The organism is uncultured Parvimonas sp., from assembly GCF_963524015.1.
GTDB lineage: Bacteria > Bacillota > Clostridia > Tissierellales > Peptoniphilaceae > Parvimonas.
On sequence record NZ_CAURDT010000002.1, the window covers coordinates 97,075 to 115,436 of the forward strand.

Genomic DNA, 18,362 nt, shown 5'->3' on the forward strand with positions numbered 1-18,362 from the left:
ATCACAAAAAATAATAATAGTCTAATCATTCATTCTATATTTACCATGATATTTTACAACTTAACAATTTTATTATTTAGAGACAAATATAACTTGATTTTTTTCTCAATTACCTGTATTATATGGGTATAAGATAACTAGGAGGTGCAGTTATGAAAATAACAAAAGATATGCTAATAGGAGACATTATCCAAATTCATCCGGATGCTGTTGAAATCCTATTTAATTTTGGACTTTCTTGTGTTGGTTGTCCTGCAAGTCAAATGGAGACTCTTGAAGAAGCTACAATGGTTCATGGACTAAATTTAGATTTACTTCTTGAAGTCTTAAACGAAAATAATTCAAATTAAAACTATTCCTCACCTTTCACAAAAGTGTTCGGTGAGTAGTACATAAAAAAATCGCGAGTAAAGTTATCGCGATTTTTTATATATTATATACTTATTTTTTATAATTTTTATAATTTTTCTAATAATTCTTTTACAAATTCAAAAGTTCTTTGAGTTGAAGGAATATTCAATCTTTCAACAGGACTGTGAACATCTTTCATTGTAGGTCCTATTGATATCATTTCCATTTCAGGGAATGTATCAACAAAAACTGCTGGTTCTAAAGCGGCATGGACAACTTCAACTTTCATTTCCTTTCCTGTTAAATTTTTATAAACTTCTAAAGCAGTATCTCTTAATTTTGAAACTTTTGCAAACTCCCATGGTTTATAATAATCTTCTAATGTATATTCAACACCATTTTCTTCATAAACTTTTTTAACTATATTTGTATATTCTTCAAAAGTCTTAGGATTTGAACTTCTTAATGAAAGTGTAAATCTAACAAAATTTCCATCAAATTTAATCATGGCAAAATTGTCAGAACATTCAACGATTGATGGATATTCTTCCATCATTGAATACACTCCATGAGGAATATTTCTAATTACATTTTCAATTTTTTCTTGACATCCCTTACATAAAACTTCTTTTGTATTTTCAACTTTTTCTATAGAAACTCTCATATCTTTATCAAGTGGATATTCACTAATTAATTTAGAAAAATCAATTTTAAATTCGTCAGCATCACTTGTAAAAATTACTTTTGCATCTCTAGGAATTGCATTGTGTTTTGTTCCACCTTCAATACTAACCAATCTGTAATCAGCAATTTCTTTTACCAAATCCATTGCTCTAAGGGCAAATTTTAAAGAATTTCCTCTTTGTTGATGAATTTCCATTCCGGAGTGCCCACCAAGCATATTATTTACAGATAAAACAAAAGTATTTTTCTTATTATTTTCTTCAAATTTAACTTTCAAAGTACCCATAATATTATGTCCACCTGAACAACCTGATAAAAGTACTCCTTCTTCTTCAGCATCAATATTTAAAAGTTTTCTTCCATTTAAAAGTTCTCTCTTTACCGCTCTAGCACCTGCCATTGTTCTTTCTTCATCAGTAGTTACAAGTAATTCAAGTGCAGGATGTTTAGCTTCTTTATCTTCCAAAATGGCAAGTCCCATTGCAACTGCTATTCCATCATCAGCTCCTAGAGTTGTCCCTTTAGTCTTAACCCAATCTCCATCCACAATAACAGGAATAGGATCAACTAGAAAATTATGTTCAACTCCGTCAGCCTTTTCTGCAACCATATCCATATGTCCTTGAATAACAACAGGTTCGTGATCTTCATAACCTTTATATGCAGGTTTTCTTATAACAATATTATTGCTTTCATCTTGAATAGTTTCTAATCCTAAAGACTTTCCAACACTGTATAAATAATCGCTAACTGCCTTTTCATTTCCAGATTCTCTTGGAATCTTAGTTAGCTCTTCAAAATAATAAAAAACTCTTTCAGGTTTTAAATTTTCTAACATAATTGCCTCCTACTTATTATATTCATCAAATTCTTCTATGCTAAAAATTATTTTTTCTCCATCATTTATTACCATTGCAGGAATACCTATTGAACCATTTTCCTTAGCAAAATCAAATGCAGGATCTTCTCTAAATTTTAAGAATTTTTTAAGATTTGCTAAATTTTCAGTAATATCTAAATACAAATACTTAACTTCTCTTTCATCAAGTGCCTTTTTCATAACAATACAATCAGGACACATACTTGAGCCAAAAACAACTTTTTTCTTAACCATAATTCCTCCTAAAATTCTAAAGACTTTTCAATAAAATCTTTTAGTTCTGAGATTTTTATTCTCTCTTGTTCCATAGTATCTCTAAATCTAACCGTTACACAATCATCTTCCAAAGTATCAAAATCGACAGTTATACAGAAAGGAGTCCCAACTTCATCTTGTCTTCTGTATCTTTTTCCAATACTTCCTGAAACATCTGTATCTATCATAAAATATTTTGAAAGTTCATCATAAATTTCATCAGACTTATCTGACAATTTTTTAGTAAGCGGTAAAATTGCAGCCTTGAATGGAGCTAAAGCAGGATGAAGTCTTAAAACAGTTCTAACATCTCCTTCTCCTATCTCTTCTTCATCATAAGCATTACATAAGAATGCTAACGCAACTCTGTCTGCTCCAAGTGAAGGTTCAATACAATATGGAATATATTTTTCATTTGTAACAGGGTCTATATATCTCAAATCTTCGCCGGAAACTTCAATATGTCTTGATAAGTCATAATCTGTTCTATCTGCAATCCCCCAAAGTTCTCCCCAACCAAATGGGAATAAAAATTCTATATCACAAGTAGCTTTACTGTAAAAACTCAATTCTTCTTGTTCATGGTCTCTAAGTCTTAAAGTTTCCTCATTCATTCCTAAAGACAATAACCAATTAAAAGAATAGTTTTTCCAATAGTCATACCATTCTAAATCTTCTCCAGGTTTACAGAAAAATTCCAATTCCATTTGTTCAAATTCACGAGTTCTAAAAGTAAAATTACCAGGAGTAATTTCATTTCTAAAAGATTTTCCAACTTGAGCAATACCAAAAGGAACTTTCTTTCGAGAAGTTCTGGCAATATTTTTAAAATTAACAAAAATACCTTGTGCTGTTTCCGGTCTTAAATAAATTTCAGATTTGCTGTCCTCAGTTACACCTTGGAAAGTTTTGAACATAAGATTAAATCTTCTTATTCCTGTAAAATTTTGTTTTTTACAATTTGGACAACAAATATTTTTTTCTTTCATTAATTCTTCAACTTTTTCATTTTCCCAACCATCAACATTTATATCTCCAAGATTATTTTCAAAATAAAAATCTTCGATAAGTTTATCAGCTCTAAAACGAGATTTACATTCTTTACAGTCAATTAAAGGATCACTAAAACTTCCAACATGACCTGAAGCAACCCAAACTTCCGGATTCATCAAAATTGCACTGTCAAGACCAACATTATATTTAGATTGTTGAACAAATTTTTGCCACCAAGCTTTTTTTACATTATTTTTAAATTCAACACCTAAAGGACCATAATCCCAAGTGTTAGCAAGTCCTCCGTAAATTTCTGACCCTGGATAAATTATTCCCCTATTCTTACATAAAGAAACAATTTTTTCCATACTCTTTTCTGATTTCATAATATTCCTCCTAAAAATAAATAAACAAAAAGGCCATATCGCAAGGGACGATATGACCGTGGTTCCACCCTAATTATGTTAAAAACATCACTCTAAAAAAATTACTCCCGATTTCCCCATAATACAAAAATGTAATTTTGCACCAAACAACTACTCTCTAAAATTTTCATATTATTTTTTATCGTTCAACGTAAGTATTAACAAGATAATTCTAACATATTTGTTTTTTAAAATCAATACTAATAGACTATAACTCTCATTCCAATATAAGAATTATTGTAAATATATCCCATTGAACCAGGATAAACATTTATACAACCATGTGAGCCACCTCTTCTATAGTAGTAATAATCTGAAAAAGCATAACCTGGTTGCCAATTTGCATCATGAATTCCATAACTTCCATGGAATGGCATCCAATATTGAACCCAAGAAGCATATCCGGGTCCTTTTAGAATTCTTGAATATTCCTTTGAAAGCACACTGAAAATTCCTGTTACAGTAGGTGTAGAAGGCTTACCACTTACAATACCTACTTTAGAAATTATAGTTCCATTTCTAACAAGCCATAACTTTTGATCACTCAAACTTACTACTATAAAATTTCCATTTACATGGCAACTTCTACCTGTATTTTTGGACCTCCAAATTCCATTTGAAACGTACCAATCAGAATCCGCCAAGCCTACTTCAACTCCATCAATATAAGATTTTCCGCCATAATATCCATTTGCGTATTTTCCGTTTACAAAATATCTTGATCCATTTTCATCTGTTGCATATCCATTATGTTTTCTTCCATCTCGGAAAAAATACCAATCATATCCATCATCATACCAACCATTGGCTAGATATTTATCTCCTCCAAAATATAAACCGTTTATATAAGTATTGCCTTCAGATTCTAAACCATCTTTATATAACTTTCCGTTATATCTTCCATTGGCATATTTTCCATTTACAAAATATCTTCTTCCATTGGCATCTACTCCAAAACCTGTAAGTTTTTTTCCGTTCTTGAAAAAATACCATGCTGTGCCATCATCGCACCACCATTCTGCAATTTTACCTTCGCTATAGTAAATTCCTCCAACATAATCATTAGCATACTTACCATTTATAAAATACATCTCGCCATTTCCATCAACAGCTTTTCCTGTATGCTTTCTACCATCTTTAAAGAAATACCATGCAGTTCCATCATCATACCAACCATTTGCTAAATATTTATCTTCGGCATAATACAATCCGTTTATATAAGTATTCCCCGCAGATTCTAAACCATCTTTATATAATTTTTCATTATATCTTCCATTGGCATATTTTCCATTTACAAAATACCTTATTCCGTTAGCATCTTTTCCATTTCCATTATGTTTCTTCCCACCTTGGAAAAAATACCATGCTGTTCCGTCATCACACCACCAGTTGGCTATTACTCCATCTTTATAAAACAATCCGTCTATATAACAATTTGCATATTTTCCATTTACGAAATACATTTCGCCATTTCCGTCTACTGCTTTTCCTGTGTATTTTTTACCATCTTTAAAGAAGTACCATCCTTCTCCATCATCATACCACCAATTTGCTGGCTTTTTATCATATCCGTAAAATATTCCATTTACATAAGTTTTACCATCAGACTCTACACCATCTTTATATAATTTATCATCATATATTCCGTTGGCATATTTTCCATTTACAAAATACCTTATTCCGTTAGCATCTTTTCCATTTCCATTATGTTTCTTCCCACCTTGGAAAAAATACCATGCTGTTCCGTCATCACACCACCAATTCGCGATTTCTCCATCTTTATAAAAAATCTCATCTATATAGGCATTAGCATATTTTCCGTTTACAAAATATCTTATTCCATTAGCATCTTTTCCATTTCCATTATGTTTCTTCCCGCCTTGGAAAAAATACCATGCTGTTCCGTCATCGCACCACCAATCTGCTAATTTCCCATCTTTATAAAAAAGTTTATCTACATAACCATTGGCATATTTTCCTTTTACGAAATACATTTCACCATTTGCATCTATTCCTTTTCCAGTGAGCTTTTTACCATCCTTAAAGAAATACCGACCTGTACCATCGTCATACCATGCATTTGCTGGTTTTTTATCATATCCGTAAAATATTCCATTTACATAAATTTTACCATTTGACTCTACACCATCTTTATATAATTTATCATTATATATTCCATTGGCATATTTTCCATTTACAAATAATCTTATTCCATTAGCATCTTTTCCAATTCCGTTATGTTTTTTACCACCTTGGAAAAAATACCACGCTGTGCCATCATCACACCACCAATCTGCTAACTTACCATCTTTATAGAAAAGTTTATCTATATATCCATTAGCATATTTCCCATTTACGAAATACATTTCGCCATTTGCATCTACAGCTTTTCCTGTATGTTTTTTACCATCTTGGAAAAAATACCATGCTGTGCCATCATCATACCAGCCATTTGCAGGTTTCCCATCAGGATCATAAAAAATGTTGTTTACATAAACCTTTCCTTTTTGCTCTACACCATTTTTATATAGAATTCCTTCATAAATTCCGTTGGCATATTTTCCATTTACAAAATATTTATCTTGATATTTTCCAGTATATTTTTTACCATTTTGGTAAAAATACTTTTGATTGTCTTCTTCTTTCCAACCACTAAAGCCTTCAGCAACAACAATATTTTTATCTTCATAATTATCTAAAACAAGAATATTTACCATAAATAAAGATAAAATCAACAAAACTCTTGATAAAAATTTTCTTTTCATAGCTCCTCCTTTATTAAAATTATGAAAATAAATAAACACTATTAATTTTGATAGACATACTATCAAATTAAATATATTTTAATTTAAAACATATAGTTATCATCCTAATTATAGTATATAAAATTTTATGTAAAAAGTCAATAAGAAATCGATGTTTACTGTGTTTATTTCATATAAAAAACTGTTATGAAACAAATCTCCATAACAGTTTTACAATTACATTTTTCTAGTTTTATTCTTTTCTTTTAAAACTTTTTTATTTTCTTCAGTAAGGTAACTAAATCCTTCTCCAGAAACTTCACTAACTGTTGCAACATTTACAAATGCGTTATTGTCAAATTCTCTAATAAAATTCATAAGTTTTATGTATTCAGGTCTTGTAAGAATAGTTTCAATCATAACTCTTTGACTCTTATTAAAACCTCCTTTTACTTCATACAATGTACTTCCTCTAACAATCTCATTAAGGATATAATCATTAATACCCTCCCATTTTCTTGAGTTAATATAAACTTTAATTCTAGTCTTGTATCCAGTAAGAACTTTATCTATAACTACTGCATTAAATAAAATACCAACTAGAGCATACATTGCAGCATTAATTCCATAAGCAGCATAACCCATAACTACAACAGAGAAATCAGCTATAAAAACTCCAACACTTAAATCTACATGAATATACTTATTCAATATTTTTCCAACGATATCAGTTCCACCAGTTGAGGCATTTTGATTTAATGATAGAGCAATACCAAAAGCCGTAACACCAACTCCTATAATCATACTCATAAACGGAGTATCAACCAATGGTTGAATGTTTGGAAATATTTTTTCAAAAGCAATAAGTGAAATAGATAATACAATTGTAGCATATATACTAAGTCCACCAAACTCTGCTCCTACAAGTAAAAATGCTAAAATAAACAAAATAATATTAATTCCAAGTTGAAATACCCCAACAGGTATACCAGGAATAAATTTTGCTAATGCTATTGATAGCCCTGCTGTTCCTCCAATAGTCAAATTATAAGGAACCATAAAGAAATAAACCCCTGCAGATACTATAACAGATGCAAATGTTGTAATAATAACTTTTCTTAATGTACTATAATTCATAATCTCCCCTCCTATAATCTACCGTACAAGTATAACAAAACTTTTCAAATTTTACAACAAGTAAATTACATAAGTATTGATTTTTTTACAAAAAAAGTTTACAATTAATTTATACTATATTTTATATTGTTCATAAAAATTTTTTATGCAAAATATAGAAATGAAATTTTTTACATATTTATTGTAAATTTTAATAATTTATTGGAGGCTTATATGATTAAACAAATTGAATTAAACTTAGAAACTATCGAATCCATGTTATATTTATGGACTGCATTAGCTGAAAAAGAAAAAGTTGCTGAAAGCTTTTTTGTTGATGTAGCTAAACAATATCCACTACAAGCTATAAAGACTAAAGATTTTAATGAAGAATCAGTAAGAAGAGTTTTATCTGCTATCCAAAATAGAGAATTACTTTCTACAGCTACTAAAGAAGAAAAAAGATTTTGGAATAATAATATGTGGATGATGGAAGACCTTGAACTTCCACAACTTATGGCAAAACCTATAAAAGTTCTTAATGTAAATCATCTTATTGAAGAATTAAACAAAGAATTTCCAAACAATAATAAAGAAATCTTGAAAGTTTACATTGCTCCATTACATTTAGATGATTACTATATAGTTGATGGAAATTTAATTATCAACTTCTTTAGAATTATGTTACCAGATGGAGAAAATGCATTTATTGATGGAAAACCGATTGATGAATATATTCTTGAAAAACTAAGAGAAGTTTTAAAATAATTCTTAAATGATTAATATTAGATTTTCATAATACAAATAAATAAATTAATTACTTTAAGGAATGTGACCTGTAATTATCAGGAAACATTCCTTTTTAATTATCTGCAATTATTCTAATGTTATAGCGATTAATATGATCTATTACCATTTTATCAATATTTCAAGAATTTTTTAGTCAAATATTTCCTATTTCTATATTTTAAAAATTATTAAAAATTTATAATATTTATAATAAAATACTATTGTTATAATATAATTTTTTAGGCTACTTATTATTTTATCTCAATATATAATATATTTAAAAATTTATAATTTTTTATCATTTTTGATAATAATTATCTTTTATTTATTATAATTTTATGTTACAATGTAATTGTGAGGTTTCTCACAAAAAAATTTTTTAAGGAGAGTGATAAAAATGGCATTAACAAATGAAATTCTTAAGTCATTTAAAGAAAGATTTAATTCTTGTAAAACAAACAAGATCGTAGCTGCAAGTGTTGCAAAAGTGGGGTTACACGAAGCATCTACAAATCATGAGGTCTATAAAAGACATAATTTTCAGTTTTCTGATGTTACAAAAAAAGGTGAAATAACAAACCAAAAATCAAGTGGTAGATGTTGGATGTTCTCTGCATTAAATGTTGCAAGAGTTTCAACTATGGAAAAATTAAACATAAAATCTATGGAATACTCACAAACATATACTCTATTTTGGGACAAACTTGAAAAAGCAAACTTCTTTTTAGAAAGTATAATTGAAACATTAGACGAAAAAACTGATTCAAGAGTTGTTTCTCATCTTTTAACTGCACCTGTACAAGATGGTGGTCAATGGGATATGTTTAAAGGTCTTTTAGAAAAATATGGTGTTGTTCCTAAAGGAATCATGCCTGAAACATTCCACTCTTCAAACACAAGAGATATGGAAGCAATACTAACTAAATATCTTAGAAAAGCAGCTTGTGATATGAGAAATCTTCATAAAGCTGGCAAACCATTAAAAGAAATTGAAGATTTAAAAAATGAAACTCTTTATACAGTTTACAATATTTTAACTAAATGTTTGGGAGAAATTCCTGAAACTTTCACCTATGAATACAGAGATAAAGACGAAAAATTCCACAGAATATCAAATATTACTCCTAAAGAATTTTTCGATAAATATGTTGGTTGGAATTTAAAAGATAAAATAAGTTTAATCAATGCTCCAACTGATGACAAACCTTACGGAAAAGTTTATACTGTAAAATTCTTAGGAACAGTTAAAGAAGCTGACAAAATTAAATACTTAAATGTTCCTATAGAAGTATTAAAAGAAAGTGCTATAAAGTCAATTAAAGCTGGGGAACCTGTATGGTTTGGCTGTGATGTAATTAAGTTTTTGGAAAAGCAAAAAGGAATTATGGACTTAGATATGTTCTTGTATGATGACATATTCCCTACTTTAGAAAACTTTACAAAAGCAGAAAGACTTGATTATCACGAAAGTGTATTAACTCATGCAATGGTGTTTACAGGAGTAAATCTTGATGAAAATGGAAAACCATTAGAATGGCAAGTTGAAAACTCTTGGGGAGATGCAGTTGGAGATAAAGGTATTTTTTCAATGACTGATGAATGGTTTGATGAATACAACTATGAAGTAATGGTTGACAAAAAATACGTTGATGAAAAATGGTTAAAAGCTCTTGATGAAAAAACAATAGAACTTGAACCATGGGATCCATTTGGTGCATTGGCAAGATTAAAATAATTGAAAAATTGTCCCAAAAATATATAGTACAAAAAAGGAAGTGCTTATAAACACTTCCTTTAATTTTTATATATTTTATACATTATTATTGCAGCTGCTATTGATACATTTAAAGACTCCATTGAATTGTCCATATCTATTTTTAAATGTGCATTTGAAATTCTTAGCATTTCAGCTGAAACTCCATTTGCTTCATTTCCCATAACTACAATATTTTTTCCATCAAATTTAAAATCTTCTAAAATTTTTGAATTTTCACTTAATGTCGTAGAAATTAATCTATATCCATCTTTTTGTAATTCTTTTATTTTTTCAATTTCACAATCTACAATATTTGTTCTAAACATTGCACCCATAGTTGCTCTTAAAACTTTTGAATTATATTTATCTACACAATTTATAGTCAATATATCCTTAATTCCAAACGCATTTGCAGTTCTAACTATTGTTCCAAAATTTCCCGGATCACTTACATTTTCTAAACAAATTATATTTTTAGAAGAAATATTTTTATCCTCAATATAATTAACAACAGTAATAACTCCTTCAGAATTTGTAAGTTCAGTCAAGTTTTTAAATAACTTTTCAGATAAGATTATAACTTTATCTAAATATTTTTCATTAAAATCAAAGTTTTCAATAAATTTTTCAGTACAAATTATATTTTCTATATCAAGTTCTTCGCCAATAGCCTCTAATAAGAGTTTTTTTCCTTCTAGCAAAAATAATTTATATTTATCTCTATTTTTTTTCAAATACAGACTCTTAAATAATTTATACCTTTTATTATCTTTACTATCTATAACTTTAAATTCCATATTATACCAGCTTACCAATCCAGTCATTTCTACCAGCAACTAAAAGAATATCACTGCTCTTTATAACATAGTCAGCTCCTACATTTATCTCCAAGCCATCTTTATTCTTTATAGCAACTATATTTACATGATGTCTATTTCTAATTTCAGAATCCTTTATTGATTTTCCAACCCAAACTTCCATTGGCGAAATTTCAACAAGAGAATATTCATCAGATAAATTGATAGAGTCTAAAATATTTGAATTACTTATATTATTTGCTACTCTTACTCCCATATCTTTTTCTGGAATTATAACTCTATCTGCCCCTATTTTTCTAAGAACCATAGCCTGAACACCGTCAGTTGCCTTAGCAATAATTTTTGGAATACCTAGCTCTTTTGCTTCTACAGTTGCAATAATTGAAGTTTTATAATCAGAACCTATTGCAACAACACAAATATCAAAGTTAGCAAGTCCTAATTCCTTTAGACTTCCATCTACACTAACATCACAAATTATAGCATGTGTAACCTTGTCTGCAATAGAATTTATAATCTCTTCATCTTTATCTATAACCATTACTTCATTTCCAAGTTTTCCCAAGGTTATGGCTAAACTCATTCCAAATCTTCCACAACCTATAACAGCAATTTGTTTCATACTATCTCCTATCCAACAATAACATTTCCGCTTGAATACTTAAATTTCTTTTTATTAACCTTTTTATAAAAAGAGAAAATAATTGTAAGCGGACCTACTCTTCCAATAAACATCAATATAATTAATAATATTTTTGTAATATCTTTTAAATGTGGAGTTAAATCTTTACTAAGTCCAACTGTCGCAAAAGCTGAAACAGTTTCAAAAAGCAAATCTATAAATCTTACATTTTCAATCAAAGTTAAAATAAAAACTACAGTATTAACTAGTAACAAAGATATAACAAATATTCCAATTGCTCTTTTTGCTAAAGAAAAAGAAATTCTCCTTTTAAAAACTTCTATCTCATTATTATTTTGAATGAAAGATATAGTTGTTACTATCAATAAAAATATTGTAGTTGTCTTTATACCACCGGCTGTACTTGCAGGAGAGCCTCCTATAAACATCAAAAATACACTTAGAATCGTTGAAGATTCCGTAAAACCAGTTTGATCTATAGATGCAAAACCTGCAGTTCTTGTAGTAACAGATTGAAAAAATGAATTTGTAATTTTATCAAAAAAGTTTAAGTTTTTTAAAGTTTTTGCATTAGAATATTCTAAGACAAAAAAAGCAATTGTTCCAAATATAAGAAGTCCTAAAGTCATTACTAGAACAATCTTAGTATGCAATGAATACTTTTTATAATTGAATCTAAAATTACTTATATCAATATAAACATGAAATCCAAGACCTCCTAATATTATCAAAAACGAAACTATTAAAAGTAAATATGGATTTGTATTAAAACTCTCTAAACTATTTTCTCCTAAAACATCAAAACCTGCATTACAAAAAGCTGATATTGAATGAAAAATAGAATAATAAATTCCTTTCAACCCAAACTTAGGAACGAATGTAAAAGAAAGTAATATTGCACCCAAACCTTCAATTAAAAAGGTTGAAAAAATTACATATCTTATAAGTTTAACCATTCCACTAAGTTTTGTTGATCCCATTTGTTCTTGAATTACAAGTCTATCTTTTAAAGTTATCTTTTCGCCTAAAATCATAGCTACCATAGTAGCCATTGTCATAAAGCCTAATCCTCCTGCTTGAATTAAAAGCATTATAATAGTTTTTCCAAAATAATTAAATTCATTAGTTATATTTATAGTTGAAAGCCCAGTTACACAAACAGAAGAAGTTGATATAAATAAACAATCTAAAAAATTTGTAAAATTTAAATTTTTAGATGAAAAAGGTAAAAATAACAGAATAGATCCAACAGTTATTATTAAAAAGAAACCTAAAGTTAATACCGCAGGCGGATTAGTTTCAAGCTTATTTTTTAACTGCTTTATAAAATCTCTCAAAATAACCTCCAAAAAAAAGCCCTTCAATTATGAAGGGACATTTTCTCTATTTTACTAATTCAACTAATTTTTTGAATCCTTCTGGATCATTTATAGCCATTTCAGAAAGCATTTTTCTGTTCATATTTATATTATTTTTCTTAAGTCCATACATAAATTTGCTATAACTTAAACCATATTGTCTTGTTCCGGCATTAATTCTTGCAATCCATAAGCTTCTAAAATCTCTTTTCTTTCTCTTTCTTCCTATGAATGAATAAGTCATTGATTTCATAATTGCTTGATTAGCAACTTTGAATAATTTTGACTTCGCACCATAATAACCTTTAGCTTGTTTTAATACTTTTCTATGTTTTTTTCTTGCATTTAAACTACGTTTTATTCTTGCCATTACTCTTTACCTCCATTATTAAGGAATCATATTATTGATTCTTTTTTGATCTCCACTACTGATAACTGATGATTTTCTTAAATTTCTAATTCTCTTTGGTGATTTCTTACTTGTTAAATGGCTCTTATATGCCTTAAATCTTTTAATTTTTCCAGTACCAGTTCTCTTGAATCTCTTAGCTGACGCTCTATGTGTTTTCATTTTAGCCATATCTAAAACCTCCTATTAATCTTGTTTTGGTGATAAAAACATTGTCATATTTCTACCTTCCATTACGGAATCTTTTTCTACATTTCCATATTCTGCAGTAAGTTCTTTAAATTGATTTAAAACTACCTTACCAATATCAGTATGTCCCAATTCTCTACCTCTAAATCTTACAGAAACTTTTACCTTATCTCCACCTTTTAAGAAATTATTCGCATGTTTTGCCTTAACTTCTATATCATGCTTATCGATACTTGGAGTAAGTCTAATTTCTTTAACATTTATAACTTTTTGTTTTTTTCTTGATTCTTTTTCTTTCTTTAATGAATCATATCTATATTTTCCATAATCTAAAATTTTGCAAACAGGTGGATTAGCATTAGGAGAAATATTAACAAGATCCAATTTCTTTTCATTTGCCATTTCTAATGCTCTCGAAATTGGAACTACTCCAATTTGATTACCTTCTGCATCAATTAACCTAACATCTTTTGCTCTAATCTCTTCATTAATTAAAAGCTCTTTTATAATAACACCTCCATAAAAAAACGGCGAGTAAACACCCGCCATAATAATTACAAAACTTAAATTATTAACATAAACCTGAAACAAAATAGTAACAAGGTGAGAGCGAGTACTCTACTTCATTCATCATATTACTCAAATATTTTAACATATACTAATTAAATAGTCAAGCAATTTTTATAATAATTTAATTCTCTTTTGAAAATAACAATTTCATATATCCAATAAAAACATATAGTACAATCAACGTTGCTAATATTTCTTGAAAATTAACAAATAATTTTAAAACTGAATTTGCTCCATATAATTTTGTAACATATCCATTAAATAATTTAGAAGAAAGTGCACTAATAACTAATGGGAATGTAAAACCTGAAAAACCTGGAGAAAATTTCAATTTCAGTAATTTTGGTAAATTTACTAAAACTACTAAATAGAAAAATAGTGAAAATCCAAACAAAACAGCAGCGAAAATAAAATTCTTTTCAGGAAAAGTATTCAAATATCCTGCAAGTGCAAGTGAACCAGGTGCTGATAAAATTGCAAAAGTAGGTTGTGCAGGTTCTGGAATTTCTTTAACTTTAAATACTCTGTAACATACAACAGGTATTAAAATAAAATATGAGATTAAAGCAAACCAAAAACAAATTTGTCCTAATTTTAATTGTCCCGCTGCTCCTGCTGTAACACTAGCTGTTGCAATTCCTACATAAACAATATACCAAGATGGGAATACTTTCTTAATTGAAAAATTAGGTAAAAATTTCATACTAAACCAAATAATTAACAAAGTATGTAAGATTACACCAACAAACCAAAATGCAGCAGCTAAGCCTGAAGAATAAGGCTTTGCATAGCTACTAAGTAAAATAGTAGCCATTGTAATTGTTAAAAGTACACTTGCAGGAACTGGATTATCTAAAACAGTTTTTAATTTTGAATTTAATAAAACAATTTTTAAAACAAAAATAATATATAAAATAAGTGCAACGCCACCTATACATAATCTAACAACATTACTATAAGATTGTAACAAATTTCCTAACGCAAACATAGCTAAAATCAATCCCGCAATGGGAATAGGTAATTTTTTTAATAAATCCATAAAATTCTCCTTTACTAAATTTTTTAAAAAATTCAAGTTAGGAATTTCTAAAAAGAAATCCCTAACTATTTTGAATTTATTTTTCTATTGGTCCACCTAAATATGATCCTGTATCATAATTTTTATTTAATTCAATTACAGAATCATCCATATGATTCTTTTTCATCTTCTTAATTATTTTTCTCTTATTTCCATTACGTTCAAAAGGATTTGTAGTTTCAACTATGCCTTGAACAACATTGTACCAATGTTTCCACGCCATTCCAATTCCTAACTCATCAGGATGCCAATTTGCCATAAGTCTTGTACCTGGGCATAAGAATGTGATATTTATTGTTCCATGTTCATAAGGAAGAGTTGTAAGATCATGACAAACCGCTTGTAAACCAACAGTTTTCATTTCTGGAGAGTATCCATTAAAATAAGAATATCCATGAACAACTCTCATTATGTTATATGCTTTTTCAATCATAACAACAACATCTGGTTCAACTTTAAAATTTTCTAAAGGCATCACTACTATACCATAGATTGGTTCCTTCAAAAATATCATTTCATCAGAAACACTTTTTGATGTTTCAACATCTTTATAAATATTTTTACTAAATCTAGCTTCTCCAGATGCCATTTTAGGTGGCGCTTGATTAAAACCAAAAGCAACTGAACCATTTGGACAACCTTGATGTGCTTTTCTTACTTTTACATTAGCTCCTTTTGACGCCAAATTAACAGCGTTACAATATGTAACTTTACTTTCTCTTTCAGGAACTTCAAACTTTTCATAACTTTCTTCATCGTGAAAAAACTTTACTCCTACTACTTTACGATTCAAGTCTAAATATGAATCTACAAGTTTTACACTTTCTTGAATATCCATATAATAACCTCCTATATATTTACTATTTATATTTGATAAAAGATTTTGTAAAATCACAAACAAATATAATCATAGCCATATTATCACACATTTATAAATAAGTCTAATACTTTTTTTCTATGGATAAGCATTATTAATAATTATTTTTTATTATAAAATATATTCCTTCATTTTTAAACATTTAACAACCTTATGAAACCATAAAAATTCTTATGATAAAATATTCACTATTTTTTTTAAAGATTTTACACAACATTAGCATTGATAATTACTTTATTTTTATACAAAAAAAGAAATGCGTTTTATCGCATTTCTTTTTACTTCATTGTCAATTTTACTTTTTGCTTTTCAAGGTCAATTTCTAAAATTTTAACCTTAACTACATCAGAAACTTTTAATACTTCTGAAGGATGCTTTATATATTTATTTGAAATTTGTGAAATATGAACTAGTCCATCATTTTTAATTCCAATATCTACAAATGCCCCAAAATCTACAACATTTCTTACAGTTCCCTTTAATTCCATTCCAACTTCCAAATCCTCAATAGAAAGAACATCAGATCTTAAAATTGGTTTTGGCATATCTTCTCTAATATCACGACCAGGTCTTTTAAGCTCTTCAATTATATCCTTTAATGTTAATTCACCAACTTCTAATTCTTTTGAAAGTTTTGAAATATTAATCTTATCTAAATCTTTTCCATAAAGTTTTTCTGCAATTTCATAGCTTTCAGGGTGAACAGCAGTATTGTCAAGAGGATTTTCACCATTTCTAATTCTCAAAAATCCCGCAGATTGAGTATATGCCTTAGGCCCTATTCCTTTTACTTTTTTTATTTCATCTCTATTTTTAAAGGCCCCATTTTCATCACGATATGAAACTAAATTTTTAGCCATAGTTTTTGTCATTCCTGAAATATAAGATAAAAGTGAAAATGATGCAGTATTAACATCAACTCCAACCTTATTTACACAATCTTCAATAACATCTGATAAAGTTTCTGTCAATTGTTTTTGATTTACATCATGTTGATATTGTCCTATACCAATATGTTTTGGTTCAATCTTCACAAGCTCAGCCATTGGGTCTTGAATACGTCTTGCTATTGATATTGCACCTCTAACAGTTACATCTAAATCCGGAAATTCTTCTTGTCCAAGTTTTGAAGCAGAATAAATTGAAGCTCCCGCTTCATTTACTATTGAATAGAATAAATCTTCTTTTTTCAATTCATTTATCAATTCAACAACAACTTTTTCAGTTTCACGACTTGCAGTTCCATTTCCTATTGCAATTAAACTTACATCATATTTTTTAATAAGTTTTGCTAAAATTTCCTTGCTTTCCTTTATCTTTTCTTGTGGCTTTGTAGGATATATATTTACATGGTCTAAAACTGATCCAGTTTTTGAAATAACAGCTACCTTACAACCCGTTCTATAACCAGGGTCAATTCCTAGAACAACTCTGTCAAGAATTGGAGATTGCATAATATAAGGTTTTAAATTCTTGCCAAAAACTTCAATAGATTGTGTATCTGCTTTTTCTTTTAAATTTGCTCTTATTTCAGTTTCTATTTGTGGGAATAAAAGTCTATTATAACTATCGATAACAGCATCTTTTAAGAATTTATGACAGAAATTTTCATCATCCATACATAGTGAAAATAAAATTTCACCAATATTTTTTTCGTCACTTAACTTTATAGAAACCTTTAGAGCTTTTTCCTTTTCTCCTCTATTTATAGCAAGTATTCTATGTGCTGGAAGTTTAGAAATCTTTTCAGAAAATTCATAATACATATCATAAACATTATTCTCTTCTTTTCCCTTTTCAGAGACTAAAATTCCATTTTTCTCGGCATCTTTTCTTAAAATATCTCTAAAATCCTTATCTTCAGAAATCATCTCTGCAATAATATCTAAAGCACCAGCCATAGCTTCATCAATATTTAAAATTTCTTTTTCTTCACTAATAAATTCAGAAACTTTTTGTTCAAAATTATTTTCATTAAGTTTTCTATCTAAAATTAAATCAGCAAGTGGTTTTAGACCTTTTTCCTTTGCAATAGTTGCTCTAGTTCTCTTTTTAGGTCTAAATGGAAGATATATATCCTCAACTTTTGAAAGAGTTTCAGCATTTATAATTTCATTTTTTAATTCATCATTCAACTCTCCAAGTTCGTCAATTAGTCTTATAACATCTTCTTTTCTTTGCTCTAAATTTCTTAAATATTGTAATTTTTGTTCTAAATTTCTAAGTATTTCATCATCTAAATTACCCGTAACTTCTTTTCTATATCTTGCGATAAAAGGGATAGTATTTCCCTCATCTATAAGTTTTACAGTATTTTCAACTTGACCTACTTTTATATTTAATTCTTTTGCAATTTGTTCAAAAATATTCATTCTTACCTCTTTAATAAAAAAGGGAGCTAACGCTCCCTAAAATTCTAACAAAATA

At 28.4% G+C, this 18,362-nt stretch carries 17 protein-coding genes; 3 read left to right on the forward strand and 14 right to left on the reverse strand.

The window, feature by feature from the left end; translation table 11 throughout:
• Window positions 1-152 precede the first annotated feature (152 nt).
• Entirely contained in the window at window positions 153-350 is a 198-nt protein-coding gene (locus tag RWJ08_RS03310; RefSeq protein WP_009354496.1) for a DUF1858 domain-containing protein, read from the forward strand.
• Between the two features lie 107 nt (window positions 351-457).
• Here the strand turns inward: RWJ08_RS03310 and RWJ08_RS03315 are convergent, their stop codons facing one another.
• The 5 genes from RWJ08_RS03315 to RWJ08_RS03335 all read right to left on the reverse strand — a co-directional run bounded on the left by RWJ08_RS03315 (window position 458) and on the right by RWJ08_RS03335 (window position 7,469).
• Window positions 458-1,873: an aminoacyl-histidine dipeptidase gene (locus RWJ08_RS03315; RefSeq protein WP_313961063.1), complete on the reverse strand. Its 1,416-nt coding sequence runs from the start codon at window positions 1,871-1,873 to the stop codon at window positions 458-460.
• A gap of 9 nt (window positions 1,874-1,882) precedes the next feature.
• Window positions 1,883-2,149, reverse strand: coding sequence for a glutaredoxin domain-containing protein (locus RWJ08_RS03320; RefSeq protein ID WP_313961064.1), 267 nt, complete (start codon window positions 2,147-2,149; stop codon window positions 1,883-1,885).
• An 8-nt stretch (window positions 2,150-2,157) separates the two neighbouring features.
• Entirely contained in the window at window positions 2,158-3,549 is a 1,392-nt protein-coding gene (locus RWJ08_RS03325; RefSeq protein WP_313961065.1) for a glycine--tRNA ligase, read from the reverse strand.
• A 239-nt stretch (window positions 3,550-3,788) separates the two neighbouring features.
• On the reverse strand, window positions 3,789-6,353 hold the full coding sequence (locus RWJ08_RS03330) for a L,D-transpeptidase family protein (protein WP_313961066.1): 2,565 nt from the start codon (window positions 6,351-6,353) through the stop codon (window positions 3,789-3,791).
• A 216-nt stretch (window positions 6,354-6,569) separates the two neighbouring features.
• Window positions 6,570-7,469 (reverse strand): YitT family protein, encoded by a 900-nt coding sequence (locus RWJ08_RS03335; protein WP_009355037.1) that lies wholly within the window; start codon window positions 7,467-7,469, stop codon window positions 6,570-6,572.
• A gap of 213 nt (window positions 7,470-7,682) precedes the next feature.
• Here RWJ08_RS03335 and RWJ08_RS03340 point away from each other — a divergent pair, with 213 nt between their 5' ends.
• Together RWJ08_RS03340 and RWJ08_RS03345 are read left to right on the forward strand one after the other, a co-directional pair.
• The gene (locus tag RWJ08_RS03340) at window positions 7,683-8,216 is read left to right on the forward strand and encodes a hypothetical protein (RefSeq protein ID WP_009354522.1); all 534 of its coding nucleotides are present in this window, start codon (window positions 7,683-7,685) and stop codon (window positions 8,214-8,216) included.
• 418 nt (window positions 8,217-8,634) lie between these two features.
• Complete coding sequence (locus RWJ08_RS03345; RefSeq protein WP_313961067.1) at window positions 8,635-9,972, forward strand: C1 family peptidase; 1,338 nt, start codon at window positions 8,635-8,637, stop codon at window positions 9,970-9,972.
• 59 nt (window positions 9,973-10,031) lie between these two features.
• On the opposite strand, the gene RWJ08_RS03350 is transcribed toward RWJ08_RS03345, so the two are convergent.
• From RWJ08_RS03350 to RWJ08_RS03390, 9 genes are all read right to left on the reverse strand, one after another.
• The gene (locus RWJ08_RS03350; RefSeq protein WP_313961068.1) at window positions 10,032-10,790 is read right to left on the reverse strand and encodes an RNA methyltransferase; all 759 of its coding nucleotides are present in this window, start codon (window positions 10,788-10,790) and stop codon (window positions 10,032-10,034) included.
• A gap of 1 nt (window position 10,791) precedes the next feature.
• Window positions 10,792-11,433, reverse strand: a complete 642-nt coding sequence (locus tag RWJ08_RS03355; protein WP_313961069.1) for a TrkA family potassium uptake protein — start codon at window positions 11,431-11,433, stop codon at window positions 10,792-10,794.
• Window positions 11,434-11,441: 8 nt separating this feature from the next.
• Window positions 11,442-12,791: a TrkH family potassium uptake protein gene (locus tag RWJ08_RS03360; RefSeq protein ID WP_313961070.1), complete on the reverse strand. Its 1,350-nt coding sequence runs from the start codon at window positions 12,789-12,791 to the stop codon at window positions 11,442-11,444.
• 46 nt (window positions 12,792-12,837) lie between these two features.
• Window positions 12,838-13,182, reverse strand: a complete 345-nt coding sequence (gene rplT, locus RWJ08_RS03365; RefSeq protein WP_009354971.1) for a 50S ribosomal protein L20 — start codon at window positions 13,180-13,182, stop codon at window positions 12,838-12,840.
• Window positions 13,183-13,200: 18 nt separating this feature from the next.
• Window positions 13,201-13,392 (reverse strand): 50S ribosomal protein L35, encoded by a 192-nt coding sequence (rpmI, locus tag RWJ08_RS03370; protein WP_009354463.1) that lies wholly within the window; start codon window positions 13,390-13,392, stop codon window positions 13,201-13,203.
• A 15-nt stretch (window positions 13,393-13,407) separates the two neighbouring features.
• Entirely contained in the window at window positions 13,408-13,959 is a 552-nt protein-coding gene (gene infC, locus RWJ08_RS03375; RefSeq protein WP_009354441.1) for a translation initiation factor IF-3, read from the reverse strand.
• A 142-nt stretch (window positions 13,960-14,101) separates the two neighbouring features.
• Complete coding sequence (locus tag RWJ08_RS03380) at window positions 14,102-15,019, reverse strand: TDT family transporter (RefSeq protein WP_313961071.1); 918 nt, start codon at window positions 15,017-15,019, stop codon at window positions 14,102-14,104.
• A 76-nt stretch (window positions 15,020-15,095) separates the two neighbouring features.
• Window positions 15,096-15,896, reverse strand: a complete 801-nt coding sequence (locus RWJ08_RS03385) for a DUF169 domain-containing protein (RefSeq protein ID WP_313961072.1) — start codon at window positions 15,894-15,896, stop codon at window positions 15,096-15,098.
• Between the two features lie 317 nt (window positions 15,897-16,213).
• Window positions 16,214-18,307 (reverse strand): Tex family protein, encoded by a 2,094-nt coding sequence (locus tag RWJ08_RS03390; protein ID WP_313961073.1) that lies wholly within the window; start codon window positions 18,305-18,307, stop codon window positions 16,214-16,216.
• Window positions 18,308-18,362: the final 55 nt, after the last annotated feature.